This is a genomic window from Streptomyces mutabilis (assembly GCF_046628145.1).
Taxonomy (GTDB): domain Bacteria; phylum Actinomycetota; class Actinomycetes; order Streptomycetales; family Streptomycetaceae; genus Streptomyces; species Streptomyces mutabilis.
Genome location: NZ_CP176874.1, coordinates 7148321 through 7170021, shown reverse-complemented (window position 1 = coordinate 7170021; position 21701 = coordinate 7148321). Strand labels below are relative to the sequence as shown.

The following is a 21701-nucleotide window of genomic DNA, read 5'->3' as shown; positions in this document are numbered from 1 at the left end:
CATTGAATGGTGTTATCGGGATATTCGGGACCGACAACAACACGGCACCGAAGCAGCGATCCGGATCCGAGGAGCACTGATCATGTCGACGTCACAGCCCGACGCCTCCCAGCCGTCCGAAGCCCGCGCGGGGGACGACCGCGCCACACCGGACGACCTGCTCCACGCCCGCACCGGCACGGACGTGTCCCCGGAGGACGTGGTCCTCGCGGCCGGCCGGGACATCACCCCGAAGAATCTCGAATGGGCCCGGCGCAAGCTGGCCGAGGAGGGCCCCGCCGCTCTCGACAAGCTCCTTCCCTGACCGGGCGGCCGCCCGCGTTCCCCCGTCTCACGCGGCCCGGGCCGGTGCGCGACGCACCGACCCGGGCCGGGTGACGGGCGAGCCCCGTCGGCGTATCAGGTGGATCAAAGGGTCCGGGCTGCCCGGGTTGTCCGGGCTGCCCGGGTTGTCCGGGCTGACAGGGCTGCCCGGACAGCCCGGGACGTCCGGGCGATCGGTCAGGCGGTCCTGCCGCGGTCGTCCTCGCGGTCCGGGAGCGCCGTCTCGTCCTCCACGACGTGCACGGCTGCCTCCTCGGCGCCCGCGGCCCCGCCGTCGATCCCCACGTCCTCGGCGACCGTCTCCTTGGTCGTGTCGGTGCGTACGCCCTCGTCCGGGGCGACCAGCCGGCCGGCGCGATCGGTGCCCGCCTCGGGGTCGACCGGCTCGCCCTCGCCGTCGGGCTGGTCACCCACGCCGTCCCCGGTGGGCCCGGACACGTCCGGCACCTCCTGGGAGAGCCGTTCGTCCAGGGTCTCGCCGTCGTGCTGCTCCGCGGCCGTGGTGCCGTGCTTGGTCACGCCGAGGGGCTTCTCCGGCGGGGAGTAGCCCTCGTCCAGCGTGTCGTCGTAGGTCCGCTCGTCGACGGCGTCCTGGAGGTCGAGGGGCGCGGCGTCCTCCTGCTCCTCGTTGTTCCCGGTGGGCTGGTAGACGTCGTCGGCCATCGGGTCCGTGCCCATCGCTGCCTCCCTCTCGCGCTGCGTCGGCTCGGTGGTCTCGGTGTGCGGTTCGCGTTTCCCGATACGCGATCTCTAACCCGTTCCGGCGGGGTGGTCTTCACCCGCGGGGCGCGACGCGGACGGTCAGATCGGTGATGCGGTACGGGGTCCAGTCGCGGGCGTAGCCGGGCACGCCGCCGTCCGGGCCGGTGACGGCGGCGACCGGGAGCCGGCGGGCGGTGTCCAGGATCTCGGCGGCGGTGGTGTTCTCGTTGTTCCCGCTGGTCGAGCCGGAGGAGCAGCCGGTGTAGTAGCCGATCGGGATGGACTCGTGCCCGGTGATCAGGCAGGGCGGACGGACCCCCAGCCGGTGCAGTTCGTCCGCGACGCGGGCCCAGTCCTCGCGGCTGGCGACGTTGCGGTCCACCGTGCCCTCGAGGACGGTGAACTGCACCGCGAGGTGGCCGGCCAGCGCGAGCGCGACCAGGGGCGCGGCCACCGGCCGCCACCGCCCCTGCCGCGTCCGGACCAGGTGCCACAGCCCGTCGGCCACCGGGATCGCCAGCAGGGCGTAGGCGGGCTGGAGGAAGCGCGGCGCCGCGTAGCCGATCATGAACAGGTAGGGTGCCGCGGCCGTGACGGCGCAGACGAACGGGATCAGCGTGCGGGCGGTGCGCCGCGCCCGGACCGCGACGACGACGCCCAGGACGGCGACGAACGGCAGGACGACCCACCACGCGGTGACCACCGGGTGCGGCATCGACCCGGTGCAGGGCCGGCACAGGCCCCGGCCGCCCAGGCTGCGCATCTGGTCGTCGACGGCGATGTTCCAGCCGAGGCCGCCCTGGATCTCGGAGGCCCTCGACAGGCGCTCCCCGAGGCCGCCGTACCAGCCGTACGCCTCGATCACCCACTCCACTCCCCCGGCCGCGAGACCGCCCACGAGGGCGAGCAGCAGAAGCCAGCGGCGGCGTACGAGGACCAGGACCAGCAGCGGCAGAGTCACCCAGACCGCGTCGGTGGGCCGCATCCACGCCATCAGCGCGGCGCCGGCCACCACCCCCCACAGCGCGGTCCGGCCGGAGTGCCCCTGCCAGGACCGCAGGAAGCAGCCCACGCAGATCAGGGCGCCGATCGCGACCCAGTAGTTGGGCATGGCCTGGGGGCCGTAGAACAGCGTCACCCACAGAGTCGCGAAGAACGCGCCGGCGGTGGCCAGGACGCGGGCCGGGAACAGCCCTTTCCAGGCGCGCAGGGCGAGGTACAGACCGGCGCCGGAGAGCAGGGCGAGGTAGACGCGCAGCAGTTCGGTGGACTCCGACCAGGACGCGACGGGCGCCACCAGCAGGGAGACGCCGCGGGCGCGCGGTGCGCTGAAGAAGGCGGCGGGGTGGTGGGTGGTGACCTGGCTGGTGTACACGATCTCGTCCCAGCCGAGCCCCATCCACGGGTGGACGAAGATCAGCTGGGTGAGGGTGAACACGGCGGCCACCGCCGCGAGCAGAGCGTCGCCGCGCAGGCGTCGCGGGGTGCCGGGCGGCGCGGCCGGCTCGCCCCGTCGTCTGTCGGCGAGCATGGCGTTCGCACCGTCGGTCATCGTGCACCCCTCACCCCCGCCCGTCACGGGGTCGTCCGGTCCTCACCTCCTGCCGCCGCTGAGCGGGAACCCGGAAGTCGGATTACATGGTCAAACTAGTGCGCGGGGCACGGCCGCGCAGGGTGGAACTCGGCCAGTCGCGCGATCGGTTCGGTTCCGGTCCGCGGGCCCCGTCAATGGGCGTTGGGGCGTCGGTGCGGGGGTTGTTCGGGGGTGGGACGCCGTTTGGGCGCGGGGATCGCGCGGGTGACGGGCCCGTCACCGTTCACGGCCAGCGGCGTCCCGTGGTGGTGGATGGTGAGCGGCTCGCCGGACAGCAGGGTGTACGTCGCCCTGTCGGCGCGGACCTCCACACGCAGGCACCGGCCGCGGAACTGGAGCCGGAAGGCGAGGCGGCTGAACTTCTCGGGCAGCCGCGGCGTGAACCGGAGGCTGTCGCCCTCCCGGCGGGTGCCGCCGAAGCCGGCGACCAGCGCCATCCACGTACCGGCGAGCGAGGCGATGTGGAGCCCGTCGCGGGTGTTGTGCTCCAGGTCCGCGAGGTCCATCAGCGCGGCCTCGGCGGCGTAGTCGTAGGCCAGGCGCAGGTGTCCGGTCTGGGCGGCGACGACGGCCTGGCAGCACGCGGAAAGGGAGGAGTCCCGTACCGTGAGCGGCTCGTAGTAGGCGAAGTTGCGGGCGATCTGGTCCTCGTCGCAGTGGGCGTCGAACCAGCTGCCGCAGGTGTACATCGCCAGCACGAGGTCGGACTGCTTGATCACCTGCTTGCGGTAGAGGTCGAAGTAGGGGAAGTGCAGCATCAGCGGGTACTGGTCGGCGGCGGTGCGGGCGAAGTCCCAGCGCTGGTGACGGGTGAAGCCCGCGTGCTGCTCGTGGACGCCGATCTCCTCGTTGTAGGGGACTTGCACCGACTCGGCGGCGTCCCGCCAGGCGGCGCTCTCCTCGTCGTCCACGCCGAGCCGGGCCGCGTCGTCGGGGTGGCGCTCGCAGGCGTCGGCCGCGGCGAGGAGGTTCGAGCGCGCCATGAGGTTGGTGTACGTGTTGTCGTCGGCGATGGCGCTGTACTCGTCCGGACCGGTGACGCCGTCGATGTGGAAGACGCCGTGGTGGTCGTGGTGACCCAGCGAGCGCCAGAGCCGGGCCGTCTCCACCAGGAGTTCGAGGGCGGTGTCGCGTTCGAAGTCGGTGTCGCCGGTCGCCGCCGTGTAGCGCACCGCGGCGTGCGCGATGTCGGCGGCCACGTGGAAGGCGGCCGTGCCGGCCGGCCAGTAGGCGGAGCCCTCCGAGCCGTCGATGGTCCGCCACGGGAACGCGGCGCCGCGCAGGCCCAGCTGGGTGGCGCGGTCCCGGGCGGCGGGCAGGGTGTCCCGGCGCCAGCGCAGCGCCTCGGCGACGGCCCTGGGCTCGGTGTAGGTCAGCACGGGCAGCACGAACATCTCGGTGTCCCAGAACGCGTGCCCGTCGTAACCGGAGCCGGTCAGTCCCTTGGCCGGAATGGCCCGCTGTTCGGCGCGGGCGCCGGCCTGCAGGACGTGGAACAGGGCGAACCGCACGGCCTGCTGGATCTCCTCGTCACCGTGCACCTCGACGTCCGCCCGCGCCCAGAAGTCGTCGAGGTAGGCGCGCTGTTCGGCCACCAGGCCGTCCCAGCCGCTGTGCGCGGCGGCGGCCAGCGCGGCCTCGACCTGATCGCTCATGGCGGGCCGGGAGCGGGCGCCCGACCAGCCGTGGGCGACGGTCTTGCGCACCCGCAGCCGCTGGCCGGGTTCGAGCACGGAGGTGATGGTCAGGCGCGCGACGTCCTCGTTGCTCTCGCTGCTGGTGGTGATCTCGCCGGAGGTGTCGACGACGTGGTCGGCGGCCACGGCGACCCGCAGGCCGCTGCGGCGGGTCCGGTGGAGCAGGCGCAGCCGGGAGCCGACGGCCATGTCCTCCTCGGGCTCCAGGGGTGACCGCAGGGCTCTGGACGCACGGGGGTCGCCGTCGGGGTCGGGCAGGCTCTCGTTGGCGACCAGCTCGGACTGGATCACGACCCTGGCCCGGCTGTCGACGGGCTCCACCTCGTAGGAGACGGCGGCGATGGCCCGCTGGGTGAGGGAGACCAGCCGGGTGGAGCGCACCCGGACGGTGGTGCCGGCCGGGGAGGTCCACTCGCAGGTCCGCTCCAGGACGCCGCGCCTGAGGTCCAGGGTCCGTTCGTGCTTGACGAGCCGGCCGTAGCGCAGGTCGAAGGGTTCGTCGTCGACCAGCAGGCGCAGCAGCTTGCCGTTGGTGACGTTGATGACGGTCTGGCCGGACTCCGGGTAGCCGTAGCCCGCTTCGGCGTAGGGCAGCGGGTGGAGTTCGTAGACGCCGTTGAGGTAGCTGCCGGGCAGGCCGTGCGGTTCGCCCTCGTCGAGGTTGCCGCGCCAGCCGATGTGCCCGTTGGACAGGGCGAAGACGGATTCACTCTGGGCCAGGAGGTCGAGGTTGAGGGCCGTCTCGCGCACGGACCAGGGTTCGACGGCGTACGTCCGGTTGGTGATCACGCGTCGTCCCCCAGTTCGGCGAGGTCCTTGACGACGCGGTCCGCACCGTGGGCGTAGAGGGCGTCGGTCTGGCCGACGCGGTCCACGCCGACGACGTACCCGAAGTGCCCGGAGCGGCCCGCGTCCATGCCGGCCAGCGCGTCCTCGAAGACGGCGGCGCGGGACGGTTCGACGCCGAGGTCGCGGGCGGCGGCGAGGAAGGTGTCGGGGCGCGGTTTGCCCGGCAGCCCCCGTTCGCGGGCCACCACGCCGTCGACGCGTACGTCGAACAGGCGCTCGGCATCGATGGAGCGCAGGACGTCCAGGGTGTTGGCGCTGGAGGAGACGATCGCGGTGGCGAGGCCGGCGGCGCGGACCGCGTCGATGTAGCGCAGCGTGCCCTCGTAGGGCTGCACGCCGTCGGTGCGGATCTTCTCCAGGACCAGCTCGTTCTTGCGGTTGCCGACGCCGCCCACGGTCAGGGCGTCCGGTGGGTCGTCGGGGCCGCCCTCGGGCAGTTCGATGCCGCGGGAGGCGAGGAAGGTGCGCACGCCGTCGGCACGGGGGCGGCCGTCGACGTACTCGTCGTAGTCGGAGTCGGTGAAGGGCCGGAAATCCGCGCCGTCCCGCTCGCGCAGGAAGGCGTCGAAGGTCTCCTTCCACGCGGCGGCGTGCACCACCGCCGTTTTGGTGACGACCCCGTCGAGGTCGAAGAGGCAGGCCTGGATGTCGTCGGGAAGTCCCAGCTGCGTCGTCATACCCGACACAGTTCCCCGCCGGGGCGGGTCCGATCAGGTGACACACTCTGCGGTGTGCCGCTGACTTTCGACGACCTCCTCGCCCGTGCCCGCTCGCTGCCCCGGGGCGGACGGCGCGCGATCCTCGGTATCGCCGGCAGCCCCGGGGCCGGCAAGACCACGCTCGCCGAGTGCCTGGTACGGGAGTTGAACGGGGCCGGCGATCCGTGGGTCGCGCACGTCCCCATGGACGGCTTCCACCTCGCCGACGCCGAACTGGACCGGCTGGGCCGCCGGGACCGCAAGGGCGCGCCCGACACCTTCGACGCGGCCGGGTACGCGGCGCTGCTGCGCCGCCTGCGCGAGGAGGTGCCGGGCGGCACGGCGGCGGGCGGTGCGGCGGCGGGCGGTGCGGGATCGGCGGACTGCGAGGAGCCGGCGGACGGCGGGGAGGCCGTCGGCGACATCGTGTACGCGCCCGGCTTCGAGCGCGTGCTGGAGCAGCCGATCGCCGGCGCCGTGCCGGTACCGCCGTCGGCGCGGCTGATCGTGACGGAGGGCAACTACCTGCTGCTGGGCGGCGGCGCCTGGGCGCGGGTGCGTTCCGGGCTCGACGAGGTGTGGTTCTGCGAACTCCCGGAGCCGGAACGGATCCGGCGCCTGGTGGCCCGTCACGAGCGGTTCGGCAAGTCCCACGAGGACGCGGTCGCCTGGGTCCTGGGCAGCGACCAGCGCAACGCCGACCTGGTCGCGGCCACCCGGGACCGCGCCGACCTCGTGGTGCCCGAGGGCGCGATGCCGGTCACCCGGTCATGAACCACCGCCCGTGAGGCGCGGCTGCTCCGCGTGCGGGAAGCCGTCGGCGCTCACGTGCGGCAGGACGCCGCTCGTCACGCGGTAGCGCCCGTTCGGCACGTCGTCCGACCTGGCGACGTGCACGGCCAGCGGACCGGCCCACTCGTAGCCGCGCCGTTCGGCGTGCCGGGCCAGGCTGTCGGTGAGCACCTGGCCCACCCGGCCGTCGCGGCGCGCCAGTTCGTCGTGGACGGCGCCGGCGAGCGCGACGTCGTACGCGTTGGGGACCATGACCCGCCCCGCCGGCGAGACCACGGCTTTGCTGTCGCATTCGGTGCGCAGGGCGTCGAGGAGTTCGACGGGTTCCTTGCCGAAGGCTCGCGCCCACAGTGCTTCCATGCGGTTCTCGAGTGTCTTCTCCAGCGCGCTGATGGCGCCCATACGGTGTCACCTGCCGGGGGTGTGCGCGGGACCGGCCGCCCGGACGGCGTGGCCGGTCGCCCTGGTGGCGTGCGTTCGTGGCGCGGTCAACGGGCGGTCATCGCTCGTCGTAGTCGTCGGGGCGGACGTGCGCCTCCTCCAGGGCCTCGCGCATGGTCCGGCCGGTGCCTCCCGGCGGGCGGGGCGCCTCCTCGTCCTCGCGCCGGTCGAGGACGTCGTCGGTGGTGTCGGTCTTCGGCCGGTTCTCTTCCGGGACGGTCATGACGGTGCCTTTCGTGCTGCTCTGCGGTCGCTTCCGCAACGGCGGGTTCCCGGTCGGCGCGGGGCTATCCCCGCCGGCTGCGATGCCGGTCGCGCGGGGCGGGGTCCGGCGTCGCGGGGCGGTGGAGCGGCCCCGGACACCGCCCTGCCGGTCACGAGGGGTGAGCTATGTTGACCTCCGTGGGAGACAAAGGAGGCGCACCCGTGCCATCGCCGCAGCAGGCCCGCGCACAGGCATCGGCGATCACCTCGGGACGTGCGGCCGAGGAGACGGAGGTCTCCGCCACGTCCCGGCTCAGGACGCTGTTCGACCGGCCCCGCCTGTCCCCCGGGCAGCGGCGCATCGCGCAGTACCTGATCGAGCACCTCACCGAGGCGGCGTTCCTGTCGATCACGGACCTCGCCGACCGGGCGGGCGTCAGCCAGCCCTCGGTGACGCGGTTCGCCTCGGCGGTGGGCTTCAGCGGATACCCGGCACTGCGGGAGCGGCTCCAGTCGATCGCGCTGGGCGGCCGGGGCGGTGTCCCGGCCGAGGAGAACCGGGGCAACGAGCTCCAGGCCGCCGTCGACGCCGAGATCGAGAACCTGGAGAACCTGCGGCGCGACTTCGCCGACGCCGACCGCGTGATCGACGTCGGCCGCAAGCTGGCCGCCTCGGCGCCGCTGACCGTTCTCGGGCTGCGCATCTCCGTCTCGCTCGCCGAGTACTTCGCCTACGCGGCCCGCCGGGTCCACCCGGACGTGCGTCTGGTGACCCGCGGCGGCAGCGTCGCCTACGACGCCCTGCTCCAGTCCCGGGAGGCGGGCGGTACCTGGGTGCTGGCCTTCTCCATGCCCCGGCACGCCCAGGAGACGCTGAACGCGGTCCGGGTGGCGCGGGGGGCCGGACTGAAGGTGGCGCTGATCACCGACCTGGCCCTCGGCCCCGTCGTCGACGAGGCCGACGTCACCTTCGCCACGGGGACGGGGTCACGGCTGGTCTTCGACTCCTACGCGGCGCCCGGGGTGATGTGCGCGGCCCTGCTCCAGGCCATGACCGACGCCGATCCCGAGCGGACCCAGGCCCGGCTGGAGGAGTACGAGCAGGTCGCGGACCAGCACCAGTTCTTCCTCCGGGACTGATCCGTCCACTCCGACCGGGGAGTGCGACCGGCGGGCGGCGGACGCGGACGGGTCCACACGGGGTCCCACGGTCCACGGGTCCCACTGGTCCAGCGGTCCACCGATCCACGGATCCACGGATCCATCCGATCAAAGCAGGCATGAATGTTTTCATACGCCTTGCAAACCGGATGGCATATATAAATACTGCTCACGGATCGCGCCCCGGCCGCCCCGGGCCGCGTCCGCACCTGCGTGAACATCCTGACCGCCGGCTCCTACCCGCTCCGGCGTGACCGGATGTTCCGTCGGGCACCGCCTGCGCGAGCGCCCGCGGCGGTCCCGGTCGTCCCCTGGACCGGGACCGCCCCCCCCCACCGTCGCCCACCCCGCCGACGCCGCACACCGGAAGCGATGATCATGCCCCTGACGACCACGCGCACCAGCCCGGACTGGCCCTGCCAGGTGAAGGCGCCCGGCAGTTACGACTGGGAACGCTCGGCGGCCAAGTGGCTGCGCGAGCTGGTGCCGGCCCGCTACGCCGGCTATCCGGCGCTGATCCGCCACCCCGTGCTGCTCGCCCGCCATGCGCAGATCCAGGTCCAGCACGAGATCCGGGTGGCGCGCACCGCCCTGCAGACCGCCCGAGCGGATCTGCCCCGGCTCGGGCTGCACGAGTCGGTCATCGAGCACACCATCAAGCTGTACGCGGCGGAGGTCCTGCAGTTGCAGCACATCGCGCGCAGCGTGCGGGCGGTCACCGAGGCGCTGGTGGAGCGTGGCGCCGGGCGCTGACCCGGGCCGCACCCACGTGAGCGCGTCAGTCCACCGGATGGCCCGCCGCGATGTCCGCGGCGTCGGAAAGCCGCAGCAGTGGCCCGCCGGCTCCGTCCCGTCCGCCCCACTCGACGGGCTCGAGCACGAACCCGACGTGATCGCCCCCGGCGACGCGCTCCACGACGCGCCCGACGAACCACGCCTCGGCGTCCTCCAGCACCACTGCCCCGCCGTGGCCCTCGCGCCAGCGGACCCGCCCGAACTTGTCCTCCTCGTCGCCGGTCCGCCCGCCGAAGAGTTCGGCCGTCGCGCGCTGGTCGCGGGCGAGGAGATGAACGGCCAGGAAATCGGCGGACCGCGCCACCCGGAAGGTCCGGTTGACCTCGGAGAGCCAGACGGCGTAGCGCACCGGGTCGAGCGAGCACTGCGAGGAGAACCCGACCAGGCACCCCGCCCGTTCCCCGCCCGCCGCGGCCGTCACCACGCACATGTCCGGGTCGAGCCTGCCGACAAACACGTCCATGCCGGCCATGGTAGAGGGGCTCAGTCCGCGAGAAGACGCCGAAGTGCCGCCCGCAGGGCGGTGACGAAGGAGTCCCGGCGCGCCTCGTCGAGGGCGTCCAGCGACAGGTAGGGGTTGAGGTCCTCAAGCTCGACGAGCAGCAGTTCGCCGCCCGGAGCGCGGCAGGCGTCCACGCGCTGGATACCGTGGTCGATGCCGTTCCAGCGGATGAACCGCCGGGCGAACTCGAGGTCCCGCGCGGTGGCGTCGTACGGCTCCAGCTGCCAGCGCCGGGCGGGGTCCGGCGCGTGGAGCGCGTACTGGAAGTCGTCGTCGACGAAGTAGAAGGAGACCTCGTACGCGAAGTCGACGCGCGGCTGGACGAGGACGTCCCCGGCGTCGTCGCGCAGCGCCTCCCGCAGACGGTCCGCCGGCACGAACCGCAGGCCCTCCGAGTCTGCGCCGAGCCGGGGCTTGACGACGTACTCGTCCGCCGCCGGCAGCAGGTGCAGGTCCTGGAGCCGGCCGACGGTGGGGATGACCGGTTCCCCCGCGGCGCTCAGGTCGAGCAGGTACTGCTTGCCGGCCATGTCCGCCCGGCCGGTGAGCTGGTTGTAGACGCGGGCGCCCAGTTCGGCCGCGCGCTCGCGGAAGGCGGTGTAGGCGGCCAGGTGGCCCAGCACGGGACCGCTGTTGCGGACGACGACGGCGTCGAAGGCGTCGAGCAGTGCGGCGGCCTCTCCCGGATGGCACAGCGCCAGGTCGAACTCGTCGCGCAGCCGGGAGGTCAGGAAGATGTCCTCGTCGCAGTAGCGCCGCCCGCGCGCCCGGTAGGCCAGGTCGGTGACGTACAGGAGGCGGGGGCGGGCGGGCGGCATGCGGAACTCCTCGGGGCTGACCGGGTGTGATCGTATGCGATCGGTACACCGGGCGACTTGAGTGCACTCAGTTCCCTCTCGAGGCTGCACTGAGTGCCAGGCAGCCGGTGAACTGCTACGTTCCCCCTCATGAGCTCCAGCAGTGCGGCGCCCGGCCGCGGGGACGGCACCGGCGCGGCGGGTGCCACGGATGCGGCGGGCGGCCGGCCGCCGATGCGGGAGGCACTGGTCGCGGCGGCGTTCCGGCTGTTCCTGGAACGGGGCTACGAACAGACGACCGTCGACGACATCGTCACGCTGGCCGGTGTCGGACGGCGGTCCTTCTTCCGCTACTTCCCCTCCAAGGAGGACGTGGTCTTCCCCGACCACGAGCGGTGCCTGGCGGACATGACGGCTTTCCTGGCCGCCTCGCCCGAGGACACCGACCCGGTGGCCCGGGTCTGCGACGCGGCCCGGCTGGTGCTGCGCATGTACGCCGAGAACCCGGACTTCTCGGTGCAGCGCTACCACCTCACCAAGAAGGTCCCCGGGCTGCGCGCGTACGAGCTGTCGGTGGTGTGGCGCTACGAACGCGCCCTCGCCGATTACCTTCGCGGACGCCTCGGCGGACGGCCGGACGGGGCCCTGAGGGCGGACGTGATCGCGGCCGCGGTGGTCGCGGCGCACAACAACGCGCTGCGCTCCTGGCTGCGTTCGGACGGGCGGGACGACGCGGCCGCCGCGGTGGACCATGCGCTCGGGTACGCGCAGTCCGCCTTCGGGAGCGTCCCCGTACCGCCCGCGACCGGGGAGCGGGGGGACGTGGTCGTGGTCGTCGCGCGGCGCGGAGCGCCCCTGTGGCAGGTCGTGCGGGAGGTCGAGGCGGCGTTCGCCGACGGCTGACCGGCCCTCGGCGAGCGGGTCGCACCGCACGCAACCAAGGGTACGCAGTGCCTTTACGTGTGGCACGCAGTGCCATAACCTGAGGATGTGCACGGTGGCACGGTCACCCGCACAGGTGTGCCCGGGTGACCGCGCACCCGGATTCCGGCTCGAATGCAGGGAGTTGACCAGCGTGTACCACCACTCAGGAAACGTCGCTCAGCAGACAGCCGGCTCCGCGACGGGCGTCCTCGACCCCAAGGCCCCGGACACCGAGGCGATCCTCTTCCAGCGCTGCACCTGGTGCGGCACGGCCATGTACCACCGGGTGCTGTGCCCGGTCTGTCGTGGCAGCGACCTGCGGACCGAACGCAGCGACGGCACGGGGACGGTGCGGCACTCCACGGTGGTGCACCGCAACACCCCGGCGGCGCGCAACGTGTCCCTGATCGAGATGGCCGAGGGCTTCGTGCTGCGCGGCCGGGTGATGGGCCCGCTCATCGGCATCCACAGCGGCGACCGGGTACGGCTGTCCACGGCCAAGGACCCGGTGCGGGGCGAGCCGGTCTTCCAACTGGTCGACGAACCGTACCGGGCCTGGACCTGAGCGACGGTCAGTTCACGGCCGGCCCGTCCCCGCACGGCGCCGGCGTACCGGGCAGCAGGGTGCCGGTGCGTACCGGTGCCCCCGTCCCGAAGCTCCGGTTGGCGGCGAGACCGACGACCAGCGCGAGCGCGCCGTCGCGTTCGGTGGCCGTCGGGTGCGCGGCGGCGTCCGGGTACGCGGCGGTACCCGGTTCCGTGCCCGGCCGGACCGCACCCACCGGGCCGAACAGCGCGTCCAGCATGCGCGGGTCACCGCCGCCGTGCGCCTCGTGGTCGACGTCGAGCGGGATGTCGACCGGGGGCTGCCACAGCGGGCGCAGGGTGAGGCGGGCGCCGCCCGCGTGCTCGGCGGCCGTGTCCCCGTGCACCGCTCCCCGTTCCGAGGCCGCCCGGGTCGAGGGCCTCGCCCAGCGGCTCTCCTCCACCTCCAGCTCCAGGCGTCCGGCGCTGCCGTTGATCATCACCCGGTACCCCTCCCACGGGGAGTAGGCCGTCAGGTGGTACGTCATCGTGGCACCGCGGGCGTACCGGACCAGGACCGCCATGTCGTCCTCGATGGTGACCGGCCCGTCGAAGACGTTGCGGTCGCGCAGGTACCCGTCGTCCCGTTCGGCGTCCAGGTAGAGGGCGCGCAGGGTGTCATTGGCGGCCAGATCGAGGGCGAAGGGGTCGTCGGCGGCCGGCCCGGCGCCGTGGGCCCGGGCGTACTCCCGGCGCAGCCCGTGGCGTTCGCCCGCCTCGCGGCCGTAGAAGCCGAGGCGTCCGTAGCCGAAGACCTCCTGCGGCTCGTCGGCCAGCCACCAGTTGACGAGGTCGAAGTGGTGCGAGGACTTGTGCACCATCAGCCCGCCGCTGCGGCGCTTGTCCCGGTGCCAGCGGCGGAAGTAGTCCGCACCGTGCCGCACGTCCAGCAGCCACTCGAAGTGGACGGACAGCACCTCCCCGACCGCGCCCCGGGCCAGCAGCGCCCGCACCTTCTCGTGGACGGGGTTGAAGCGGTAGTTGAAGGCGACGGTGAGGGAGTTGCCGGTCTCGCGGACGGTGTCCAGGATGCGGGCGCAACGGTCGGCGTCGACGGTCATCGGCTTCTCGGTGACGACGCGGCAGCCCGCGCGCAGCGCCGGGACGATGTACCGGTCGTGCTCGGCGTCGACGGTGGTGACGATCACCTCGTCGATGCCCTCCTCGCCGAGCAGGTCGGCGAAGCGCTCGGGGTCCCACTGGGCCGCGGGAGGTTCACCGGCCGCCGTGAGCAGCCGGTTGTGGAAGGCCATCCGGGTCGGGCTCGGGTCGCACAGGGCGGCGACGCGGTGACCGGGGCGTTCGGCGAGGCCCCTGGTGAAGGTCTGGGCGCGGTGGCCGGTGCCGACGACGGCGGCGCGCAAGGAGGGAGTCGGACTCATGTAGAAAGCCCTTTCCATCCGACTGCGGGGTCACTCCTCGACGATCGGGCCGTCGTGACTCCTCGCAGATCGGGCCGTCGTGCCACCCTTCTTGGGATCTGGCCGCCGCACCCCTCCTGTCGCGGGCGACGCGGTGACGCGAGCCGGGCCGGGCCGCTCAGGACGTGAGCGTGATCCGGATGCCCACGGTGCCGGCCGACCCGCGGCGCAGCCGGCTGCCGAGGAGGGTGAGCCGGCCGACGACGCCGTACTTGCGGGCGATCAGCCGGCGGTAGCGTCCGGTGGTGGCCGGGTCGCAGATCTCCGCCGTCGCCGGGACCTGGTCGCCGGTCGGCCGGCCGCGCACGTCGCAGGGGCCGACCAGCACGTCGGCGCGGTTGCGGACGCGCTTGACCTTCCAGGAGTCGGCGACGGTCCACACGCCGAGCGCGTCCCCGTCCCGTACGACCCACACCGGGGTGGCGACCGGGGTGCCGTTCTTCCGGTACGTGGTGACCAGCAGGTACTTGCCGGCGCCGAGCCGGGCCGTCGAGACGTCATCCATGGCGGGAGTCTAGGCGTGCGACGGCCCCGGTGCGGCGGCCCGGCACCTCGGCTCAGTCCACGGCCGCCGCCATCCTCCGCACCGCCTCCGTGATCACCTCCGGAGAGGTCGCGAGGTTGAGCCGCAGGTGCCCCGCGCCGCCGGTGCCGAAGGGGATGCCGGAGCTGAGGGCGACCCGGCCACGCCGGAGGAAGACGTCCGCCGGGTCGTCGCCGAGGTCCAGCGGGCGGCAGTCGAGCCAGGCCAGGTACGTCGCCTCGCCGGGGCGGTGGACCACGCCGGGCAGGTGCTCGGCCAGCAGCCGGGTGAGCAGCCGCCGGTTCTCGTCGATCCCGGTCAGCACGGCGTCCAGCCAGGCGGTGCCGTCGCGCAGGGCCGCCGTGTGGGCGAGGACGCCGACGTGGCTCGGTCCGTGGCCGACCTCCTCGGGCATGCGCGCCAGGTCGGCGGCGGCACCGGGCCCGGCGAGGGCGAGCGCCGCCTTGAGCCCGGCCAGGTTCCAGCCCTTGGACGCGGACATCAGGGCGAGGCCCCGCTCGGCGCCGGGCACGCTCAGGTACGGCACGAACCGCGCGCCGGGGGCGGTGACGACCGGCGCGTGGATCTCGTCGGCGACGACCCGGACGCCGTACCGCTCGGCGAGGGCGGCGACGGCGGCCAACTCGTCGGCGGTGTGCACGGTGCCGGTGGGGTTGTGCGGGCTGCACAGCAGGTAGGCGGCGCGCCCGCCGCCGGTGACGGCCCGCCGGAACGCCTCCTCCAGCACGCCGAGGTCGATCCGCAGGTCGGCGCCGAGCGGCGCTTCGACGACGCGCCGGTCCAGGTGCGTCACGAACTCGTAGAAGGGCGGGTACACCGGCGGGTTGACGATCACCGGGTCGCCGGGCCCGGTGACCAGCTTGAGCATTTCGACGACGCCCAGCATCACGTCGGGCACGATCGCGGTGCGTTCCACGGCGAGGTCGTCCCAGCCCCAGCGCTTGCCCGCGAAGGCGGCCAGGGCCTCGGCGTAGGCGGTGCCGACGGGGTAGCCGGTGTCGCCGAGTTCCATGGCCTCGGTGACGGCGCGCACGACGGGAGCGGCGAGCGGGACGTCCATCTCGGCCACCCACAGCGGCAGCACGTCCGCGGGGTACGTGCGCCACTTCATGCTCGTACGGCGGCGCAGCTGGGCGAGGGTGAGCGACCGGAGAGGGTTCGCCTCGTCGGAAGGGTGCTGCTCGTTGCTGGTCATGGGGCACAAGATAGGCGCCGACGGTGCGCCCCGGAAACGGTACGAGAGGGACACCGCGGGCCGGACCGGCCCGGCTGCCCGGTGAACACGGGCCTGCCCGCCCCCGTATGGGAGGAGGGCGCTCGATGTCCGCGGGGCCCCGCGGCGGTGACGCCGTGAGTCCGGGTTCGGGAGCTCATGCATGAGGCACGCACGACGACGCATCGTCCGGCGAGTGGCACGGCTGGCCGCCGTCGGCGGACTGCTGCTCGGGGGGACCATGGTCACCCGGGCCGTGGCGAGCGAGCCCTCCGGTGTCCCCGCCGTGCCGCACACGCTCGCGCGGCCCGCGTCCGACGCCGGCGCCGGCGCCGGCCTGGTGTCCCGGCTCGGCGCCGACCGTACGGCGGGCCACTGGGTCGGCGACGACGGGCGGCCGGTCGTCGCGGTCACCGACGAGCGCACGGCGCGGGAGGTGCGCCGGGCCGGTGCCGGGGCGAAGGTCGTGCGGCACAGCCTGTCCGAGCTGAAGTCGGCGACTTCGACGCTGCGTTCGGCACCGCGGGTGCCCGGCACGGCGTGGGCCCTCGACTACCGGTCGAACGAGGTGGTGGTGCGAGGGGACAGCACGGTCTCCCGGTCCGACTGGTCCCGCCTCACGGACGTCGCCGAGGACATCGGCGGCTTCGTGCGCATGGAACGCACCGAGGGCACCTTCACCACGCGCCTGAACGGTGCGGAGCCGATCCTCTCCACGGCGGGGCGCTGCTCGACGGGCTTCAACGTGACCGACGGGCGGAGCGACTTCATCCTCACCGCGGGGCACTGCGGGCCGACCGGGTCGGTCTGGTTCGGTGACGGCGCGGGCGACCGGAGGGTCGGCAGGACCGTCGCCGGGAGCTTTCCCGGGGACGACTTCTCCCTGGTGGAGTACGCGAACGGCGAGGCGGGCGACGGCGCCGACGTGGTGGCCGTCGGCGCCGGCAAGGGGGTGCGGATCACGGGCGTGGGTGAACCGGCCGTGGGTCAGCGGGTGTTCCGCAGCGGCAGCACCACCGGGTTGCGCGACGGCCGGGTGACCGCGCTCGACGCGACGGTCAACTACCCGGAGGGCACGGTCACCGGCCTGATCGAGACCGACGTGTGCGCGGAACCCGGCGACAGCGGGGGCCCGATGTTCTCCGAGGGCATCGCGCTCGGCGTGACCTCGGGGGGCAACGGCGACTGCGACAAGGGCGGCACGACGTTCTTCCAGCCGCTGCCGGAGGCCATGGCGTCACTGGGTGTCCGGCTGCTCGTCTCCGCACCGGAGGGGTCGGCGCCTTCCGCGCCGGGCGCCACCGGCGGTGGTACCGCTCCGGGCGCCGCGGCACCGGGGGTCACGGCCCCCGTGACGGGTGTCGACGGTTCGACGCTCCTGTCCCGCCTCACCGACCGCCGGAACGTCGGCCCCGGCATGCTCGTCGTCGCGGGCAGCATGGTCGCTCTGGTGGCCACCCGCTGGATCCGCGCGGAGCAGGACCGCAAGGCGTACCGACGGCACTACTCCGCGACATGGGGATGATCCCGGGTCAGTACGAGGAGGGCACCCGCACGGGGTGCCCGGGGCCGGTACCGCGAGGCGCCGAGGGGGCCCGGGCACCGGTCAGGCGGCGTGCTCCGGGTCCGCGGCGGCCCACTCCAAGACGAGCCGCTGGTACTCCTCGCGCTGCTCGACGCTCAGTGTCCCGCCCGACCGGAGCCACAGGGCCCGGATCTCCTCGTTGACCTCGGCAGCCGATCGCTCGGAGGAGGGTTCAACAGTGGTGGACATGCTGTGAAGCATACGGCGCCGGGCGTGAAGACGATGTGAGTAATCGCCAGCCAATCGGACATATCGGACCGTGTTACTGGTCACGTCGATCTTCTCATCTGTCAAGGCTCACGGGCGAGTTCGTTCCCCGCGGGTGTGTTCTGCCGCACATGACCCGCCCGTTCACACGTGCGCAGCCCCCAACACCAGTACCTGGATGGCCAGCACGGCGGCGCCGCGCGCCCAGTCGTGGAAGTCGGACACCCTGGTCTCCAGGCCGACCGGTGCGGCCCGCGGGTGCCGGTTGTCCCGGATGGTGTTCTCCACCACGTCGCCGGCCACGTCCATCAGACCGACCCCCTCGCCGGCGAGCAGGATCTTCTGCGGCATCACGAAATTGGCGATCTGCGCCACCAGGGTGCCCAGGGCCCGCCCGGCCTCCTCGACGACCCGGGCCGGTACCGGCTCCCCCGCCGCGGCGGACGCCAGGATCTCCTCGTAGTCCAGGTCACGGCCGAGGGCTGCCCGGACCTGGTAACGGATGTTGGGGATGGTCAGCAGCGAGACGGCGCTGCCGCGCCGGCCGTCCGGGGTGAGCGGACCGTAGCGGTCGAGGATCCAGTGCCGACCGAAGCCGCGGTCCTCGTCCCCGGAGTACGGCACCCGCCTGCCGCCGAGCACCAGCCCGTACCCGACGCCCGCGCCGATGGTGAGGACGACGAACCGGTCCAGACCGCGCCCCGCGCCGAACCACGTCTCGGCCTCCACGAAGGCCGCGGTGTCGTTCTCCACGACGACCGGCAGCCCGGTGCGCTCCTCCACGAGCGCGGCCAGTGGGACGCCCCGCCAGCCGAGGAAGGGGGACTCGCCGACCACCGAACGGTCCTCGACGAGGCCGCCCACGCCGATCCCGACACCGGCCACCCGGGGGCGCCCGCGGGACAGCTCCCGGGCCATCGCCGCCAGCAGGTCGGCGACCTCGCCGGGGTCGTGGGTGGTCAGCGTTCGGTCCAGGCGGGCGACTATCTCGCTGCGCAGCGTGGTCGCGACGCCGTACACGGTGTCACCGGTGATCTTGAAGCCGAGGAAGTACCGGGAGTCCGCGACCACGTCGAGCGGCTGCGACGGACGCCCCTGCCGCACCGCCGTCGCGCCCGCCTCCGGGACCTCGACCAGCAGCCCCGCCCGGATGAGCGGCTTGGTCAGCCGGGTCAGGCTGCCCGGCGAGAGGTCCAGCCGCCGGGCGATCTCCGTCCGGGACAGCGGACCGTGCACCAGCACCTCGATCGCGACGGAGCGCTCGCCGGGGCTCAGCGGAAGCCAGCTTTCGGCCTGTCCACGCATGACGATCGACCGCCCTTTTCGTCCATCATTTCTTCCACTGCGAAAACAACACGGCCAGTCTAGGTCCGCATGCCCGCGCCAAAGGATCAAAGCACGCCTCTTGACGCAATGATTGTTCCGCCCCAAAAGTAAACAGGACGAGCCGTCGCACGCGAGGGAGTCTGCCGATGTCCATCGCCTCCAGCAGCCGTGCCGGGGACCGGGGTGACGGACGTCTCGCTGCGGTGTTCCTCGCGCCGGCGTTCCTCGGCTTCGCGGTCTTCCTCCTGTGGCCGACGCTGCGCGGCGTCTACCTGAGCTTCACCCGCTTCAACCTGCTGACCCCGGCGGAGTGGGTGGGGCTCGACAACTACGTGCGAATGGTCAACGACCCCATCTTCTGGGAGTCACTGCGGGTCACGGTCGTCTACGTGGTCCTCAACATCGGCGTGCAGACCGTCTCGGCCCTGGCCATCGCGGTCCTGCTCCAACGGCTGACCCGGTCCCCCTGGCTGCGCGGCATCGTGCTCACGCCGTACCTGATGTCCAACGTGGTGGCCGGCATCGTCTGGCTGTGGATCCTGGACACCCAGCTCGGCATCGGCAACGAGATCATCGCCGCGCTCGGCCTCGACCGCGTCCCGTTCCTCACCGACGAGACCTGGGCCGTGCCGACCATCGCGCTGATCAACGTGTGGCGGCACGTCGGCTACACCGCGCTCCTGCTGTTCGCGGGTCTCCAGGCCATCCCGGGCGACATGTACGAGGCCGCGAGGGTGGACGGGGCGAGCGAGTGGCGGATGTTCCGCCGGATCACGCTGCCGCTGCTGCGGCCGGTCCTCGCGGTCGTCCTGATCATGACGGTGATCGGTTCGTTCCAGGTCTTCGACACGGTCGCCGTGACCACCGCCGGCGGACCGGCGGGCGCCACCAACATCCTCCAGTTCTACATCTACGGCGCCGCCTTCGGCCGCTTCCAGTTCGGGTACGCCTCGGCGATGTCGGTCGCCCTGCTCGTCGTGCTGAGCGCCATCACCTTCCTCCAGTACCGGCTCACCCGGGCCGGCCGGACCGACCTCGGCTGACGGAGAGGAGAACGAGATGACCGACACGACCGCCGTGGCCGGGCCCGTCACGGCACGCGGTGACCGGCGCGGTCGGCGCGGACTCTCCCCGGGGCGGATCGTGGCCTGGGCGGTGATGGCCGCGATCGTGCTCGTCACCCTGCTGCCCTTCTACTGGATCCTGCGCACCGCGCTGTCCACCAACAGCGGACTGGCCGCCCACCCGGCCGACCCGCTGCCGGTCGATCCGACCACCAGCGGCTTCGAGCGGGCGCTCGGCCTGCAGTCGGCCGAGGAGGCGGTCGCCCAGGGCGGCTCGGGCGGCGGACTGAGGTTCTGGCGGTACCTGCTGAACTCGGTGCTCGTCTCGACGCTGATCACCGTCTGCCAGATCCTCTTCTCCGCCATGGCGGCGTACGCCTTCGCCAGGCTGCGCTGGCGGGGCCGGGACACGGTGTTCGGCCTGTTCCTGGCCGGGCTGATGGTGCCGACCGTCTTCACCCTGCTGCCGAACTTCGTGCTCATCAAGGAACTCGGCCTGGTGGACTCCCTGCTGGGCATCGCCCTGCCGACGATGTTCATGACCCCGTTCGCGGTGTTCTTCCTGCGGCAGTTCTTCATGGGCATCCCCCGGGAGGTCGAGGAGGCGGCGCTCCTGGACGGCGCCGGGAAGGTGCGGATCTTCTTCCGGATGCTGCTGCCGATGGCCGCCACACCCGTCCTGACGCTGGCCGTGCTGACGTACATCACGGCCTGGAACGACTACTTCTGGCCGCTGATGGTGTCCTACAGCGACAGCTCGCGCGTGCTGACCGTGGCACTGGCCGTCTTCCGCGCGCAGACCCCGACGACCGGCACCGACTGGTCCGGCCTGATGGCGGCCACGCTCATCGCGGCGCTGCCGATGCTGCTGCTCTTCGTGGTCTTCGCGCGCCGCATCGTGGGCACGATCGGCTTCACCGGCATCAAGTGAGGGGACGGACATGCGATTTCGTACCACCGCCGCCGTGACCGCGGCGCTGGCCCTGTCCCTGGTGACCGGCTGCGCCAGGGGCACCGGTTCGTCCTCGGACACGGTGACGTACTGGCTCTGGGACACCAACCAACTGCCCGCGTACCAGGCGTGCGCGAAGGACTTCGAGCAGCGGAACCCCGGGCTCGACGTGAAGATCACACAGATGGGCTGGGACGACTACTGGACCAAACTCACCGCGAGCTTCATCGCGGGCACCGAGCCCGACGTGTTCACCGACCACGTCCAGAAGTTCGGCCAGTTCGCCGATCTGAAGGTGCTGGAGCCGCTCGACGACCTGGGCATCGAGGACTCCGCCTACCAGCCCGGTCTCGCCGCGACCTGGCTGGGCGAGGACGGCCACCGCTACGGCGTCCCGAAGGACTGGGACACCGTCGCCCTCTTCTACAACGAGAAGATGGTGAAGGACGCCGGGCTGAGCGCCGAGGAGTTGAATGCCCTGTCCTGGAACCCCGAGGACGGCGGCACCTTCGAGAAGGCGATCGCGCGCCTGACCGTCGACGACAAGGGCAGGCGGGGCGACGAACCGGGCTTCGACAAGGACAACGTCGAGGTCTACGGCCTGGCCACCAACGGCGGCGGCGACGGCGACGGCCAGACCACCTGGAGCCACTTCGCCGCCTCCGCCGGCTGGACCTACACGGACAAGGAGCGGTGGGGCACCGAGTACCGGTACGACGACGACACCTTCCAGTCGGTCGTCGAGTGGTATTTCGGACTGGCGGACAAGGGCTACATGGCACCCCTCACCGACTACTCCGTGTCCAACCAGGCCAACGCCCAAGTGGGCGCGGGCACGGCGGCCACCGCGTTCGACGGGGCGTGGATGCTCTCGACGTACGACGGCTTCGAGGGCGTGGACTTCGGCACCGCCGTCACTCCCGCCGGCCCGACCGGCGAGCGGGCCACGATGATGAACGGCCTCGCGGACTCCGTCACCAAGAACGCCCGCAACAAGCCCGGCGCCCTGAAGTGGGTGAAGTACCTGGCCTCCGAGGAGTGCCAGCGCACCGTGGGCGGCCTCGGCATCGTCTTCCCGGCCACGCCCGAGGGCACCGAGGCGGCCGTCGCGGCGTACGGGAAGAGGGGCATCGACGTCTCGGCCTTCACCCGGCCGGTCGACGACGAGCAGGGCTTCCGGCTCTTCTCCTACCCGATCACCAACTACGCGGCGGACGTGCAGGCGCTCATGCGCCCCGCCATGCAGGACGTCTACGGCGGCGGAGAACCGGTGAGCAGCCTCGACGAGACCAACGACCAGATCAATCTGATCCTCGACCAGTGA

The 21701-nt window shown here is 72.6% G+C and carries 23 protein-coding genes; 10 read left to right on the top strand and 13 right to left on the bottom strand.

Translation table 11 applies throughout. The features are described from left to right. Positions 1-82: 82 nt before the first annotated feature. Positions 83-304 carry a hypothetical protein gene (locus ACLIN4_RS32125; RefSeq protein ID WP_043384240.1) on the top strand — a complete coding sequence of 74 codons (222 nt, stop codon included), beginning with the start codon at positions 83-85 and terminating at the stop codon, positions 302-304. A gap of 197 nt (positions 305-501) precedes the next feature. On the opposite strand, the gene ACLIN4_RS32120 is transcribed toward ACLIN4_RS32125, so the two are convergent. From ACLIN4_RS32120 to ACLIN4_RS32105, 4 genes are all read right to left on the bottom strand, one after another. After that, a complete protein-coding gene (locus ACLIN4_RS32120; RefSeq protein ID WP_290011989.1) occupies positions 502-1002 on the bottom strand; it encodes a DUF5709 domain-containing protein in 501 nt (166 codons plus the stop codon). Between the two features lie 97 nt (positions 1003-1099). Continuing rightward, positions 1100-2578, bottom strand: coding sequence for a hypothetical protein (locus tag ACLIN4_RS32115; RefSeq protein ID WP_411576481.1), 1479 nt, complete (start codon positions 2576-2578; stop codon positions 1100-1102). 173 nt (positions 2579-2751) lie between these two features. Continuing rightward, positions 2752-5106: a glycoside hydrolase family 65 protein gene (locus ACLIN4_RS32110; RefSeq protein WP_411576480.1), complete on the bottom strand. Its 2355-nt coding sequence runs from the start codon at positions 5104-5106 to the stop codon at positions 2752-2754. Continuing rightward, the gene (locus tag ACLIN4_RS32105; RefSeq protein ID WP_100045461.1) at positions 5103-5843 is read right to left on the bottom strand and encodes a beta-phosphoglucomutase family hydrolase; all 741 of its coding nucleotides are present in this window, start codon (positions 5841-5843) and stop codon (positions 5103-5105) included. The genes ACLIN4_RS32110 and ACLIN4_RS32105 overlap by 4 nt, the downstream gene beginning before the upstream one ends. 54 nt (positions 5844-5897) lie before the next feature. Between ACLIN4_RS32105 and ACLIN4_RS32100 the strand changes: the two genes are divergently transcribed. Continuing rightward, entirely contained in the window at positions 5898-6638 is a 741-nt protein-coding gene (locus tag ACLIN4_RS32100; RefSeq protein WP_107478339.1) for a nucleoside triphosphate hydrolase, read from the top strand. Here the strand turns inward: ACLIN4_RS32100 and ACLIN4_RS32095 are convergent. Further along, complete coding sequence (locus ACLIN4_RS32095) at positions 6633-7058, bottom strand: DUF3662 domain-containing protein (RefSeq protein ID WP_100045465.1); 426 nt, start codon at positions 7056-7058, stop codon at positions 6633-6635. The genes ACLIN4_RS32100 and ACLIN4_RS32095 overlap by 6 nt on opposite strands. Positions 7059-7155: 97 nt before the next feature. Beyond that, complete coding sequence (locus ACLIN4_RS32090) at positions 7156-7320, bottom strand: hypothetical protein (protein WP_179350261.1); 165 nt, start codon at positions 7318-7320, stop codon at positions 7156-7158. 203 nt (positions 7321-7523) lie between these two features. Here ACLIN4_RS32090 and ACLIN4_RS32085 point away from each other — a divergent pair, with 203 nt between their 5' ends. Next, positions 7524-8441: a MurR/RpiR family transcriptional regulator gene (locus ACLIN4_RS32085; RefSeq protein WP_043384259.1), complete on the top strand. Its 918-nt coding sequence runs from the start codon at positions 7524-7526 to the stop codon at positions 8439-8441. A 393-nt stretch (positions 8442-8834) separates the two neighbouring features. Continuing rightward, positions 8835-9215 (top strand): hypothetical protein, encoded by a 381-nt coding sequence (locus tag ACLIN4_RS32080; protein ID WP_179342511.1) that lies wholly within the window; start codon positions 8835-8837, stop codon positions 9213-9215. 25 nt (positions 9216-9240) lie between these two features. Here ACLIN4_RS32080 and ACLIN4_RS32075 read toward each other — a convergent pair whose 3' ends face one another. Further along, a complete protein-coding gene (locus ACLIN4_RS32075; RefSeq protein ID WP_107478338.1) occupies positions 9241-9729 on the bottom strand; it encodes a flavin reductase family protein in 489 nt (162 codons plus the stop codon). Between the two features lie 11 nt (positions 9730-9740). Then, positions 9741-10577: a hypothetical protein gene (locus tag ACLIN4_RS32070; RefSeq protein ID WP_107478337.1), complete on the bottom strand. Its 837-nt coding sequence runs from the start codon at positions 10575-10577 to the stop codon at positions 9741-9743. Positions 10578-10706: 129 nt separating this feature from the next. Between ACLIN4_RS32070 and ACLIN4_RS32065 the strand changes: the two genes are divergently transcribed. Next, the gene (locus ACLIN4_RS32065; RefSeq protein WP_107478336.1) at positions 10707-11459 is read left to right on the top strand and encodes a TetR family transcriptional regulator; all 753 of its coding nucleotides are present in this window, start codon (positions 10707-10709) and stop codon (positions 11457-11459) included. A gap of 172 nt (positions 11460-11631) precedes the next feature. Beyond that, positions 11632-12045: a Zn-ribbon domain-containing OB-fold protein gene (locus ACLIN4_RS32060; protein ID WP_100045469.1), complete on the top strand. Its 414-nt coding sequence runs from the start codon at positions 11632-11634 to the stop codon at positions 12043-12045. Between the two features lie 7 nt (positions 12046-12052). On the opposite strand, the gene ACLIN4_RS32055 is transcribed toward ACLIN4_RS32060, so the two are convergent. The 3 genes from ACLIN4_RS32055 to ACLIN4_RS32045 form a co-directional block, all read right to left on the bottom strand. Beyond that, positions 12053-13447, bottom strand: coding sequence for a Gfo/Idh/MocA family protein (locus tag ACLIN4_RS32055; RefSeq protein ID WP_289909109.1), 1395 nt, complete (start codon positions 13445-13447; stop codon positions 12053-12055). Positions 13448-13604: 157 nt separating this feature from the next. Next, positions 13605-13991, bottom strand: a complete 387-nt coding sequence (locus ACLIN4_RS32050; RefSeq protein ID WP_107478334.1) for a PPOX class F420-dependent oxidoreductase — start codon at positions 13989-13991, stop codon at positions 13605-13607. A 52-nt stretch (positions 13992-14043) separates the two neighbouring features. Next, positions 14044-15225 carry a MalY/PatB family protein gene (locus ACLIN4_RS32045; RefSeq protein ID WP_289909110.1) on the bottom strand — a complete coding sequence of 394 codons (1182 nt, stop codon included), beginning with the start codon at positions 15223-15225 and terminating at the stop codon, positions 14044-14046. Between the two features lie 181 nt (positions 15226-15406). Here ACLIN4_RS32045 and ACLIN4_RS32040 point away from each other — a divergent pair, with 181 nt between their 5' ends. Next, on the top strand, positions 15407-16768 hold the full coding sequence (locus ACLIN4_RS32040) for a S1 family peptidase (RefSeq protein ID WP_289909111.1): 1362 nt from the start codon (positions 15407-15409) through the stop codon (positions 16766-16768). 81 nt (positions 16769-16849) lie between these two features. On the opposite strand, the gene ACLIN4_RS32035 is transcribed toward ACLIN4_RS32040, so the two are convergent. Continuing rightward, positions 16850-17029, bottom strand: coding sequence for a hypothetical protein (locus ACLIN4_RS32035; protein ID WP_100045471.1), 180 nt, complete (start codon positions 17027-17029; stop codon positions 16850-16852). Between the two features lie 150 nt (positions 17030-17179). After that, positions 17180-18340, bottom strand: coding sequence for an ROK family protein (locus ACLIN4_RS32030; protein ID WP_381944948.1), 1161 nt, complete (start codon positions 18338-18340; stop codon positions 17180-17182). 167 nt (positions 18341-18507) lie between these two features. Between ACLIN4_RS32030 and ACLIN4_RS32025 the strand changes: the two genes are divergently transcribed. The 3 genes from ACLIN4_RS32025 to ACLIN4_RS32015 are packed head-to-tail and all read left to right on the top strand — an operon-like array spanning position 18508 to position 21701. After that, entirely contained in the window at positions 18508-19404 is an 897-nt protein-coding gene (locus ACLIN4_RS32025; RefSeq protein WP_411576479.1) for a carbohydrate ABC transporter permease, read from the top strand. Positions 19405-19420: 16 nt separating this feature from the next. Further along, positions 19421-20356, top strand: a complete 936-nt coding sequence (locus ACLIN4_RS32020; RefSeq protein WP_290011981.1) for a carbohydrate ABC transporter permease — start codon at positions 19421-19423, stop codon at positions 20354-20356. A 10-nt stretch (positions 20357-20366) separates the two neighbouring features. Then, a complete protein-coding gene (locus ACLIN4_RS32015; RefSeq protein ID WP_107478329.1) occupies positions 20367-21701 on the top strand; it encodes an ABC transporter substrate-binding protein in 1335 nt (444 codons plus the stop codon).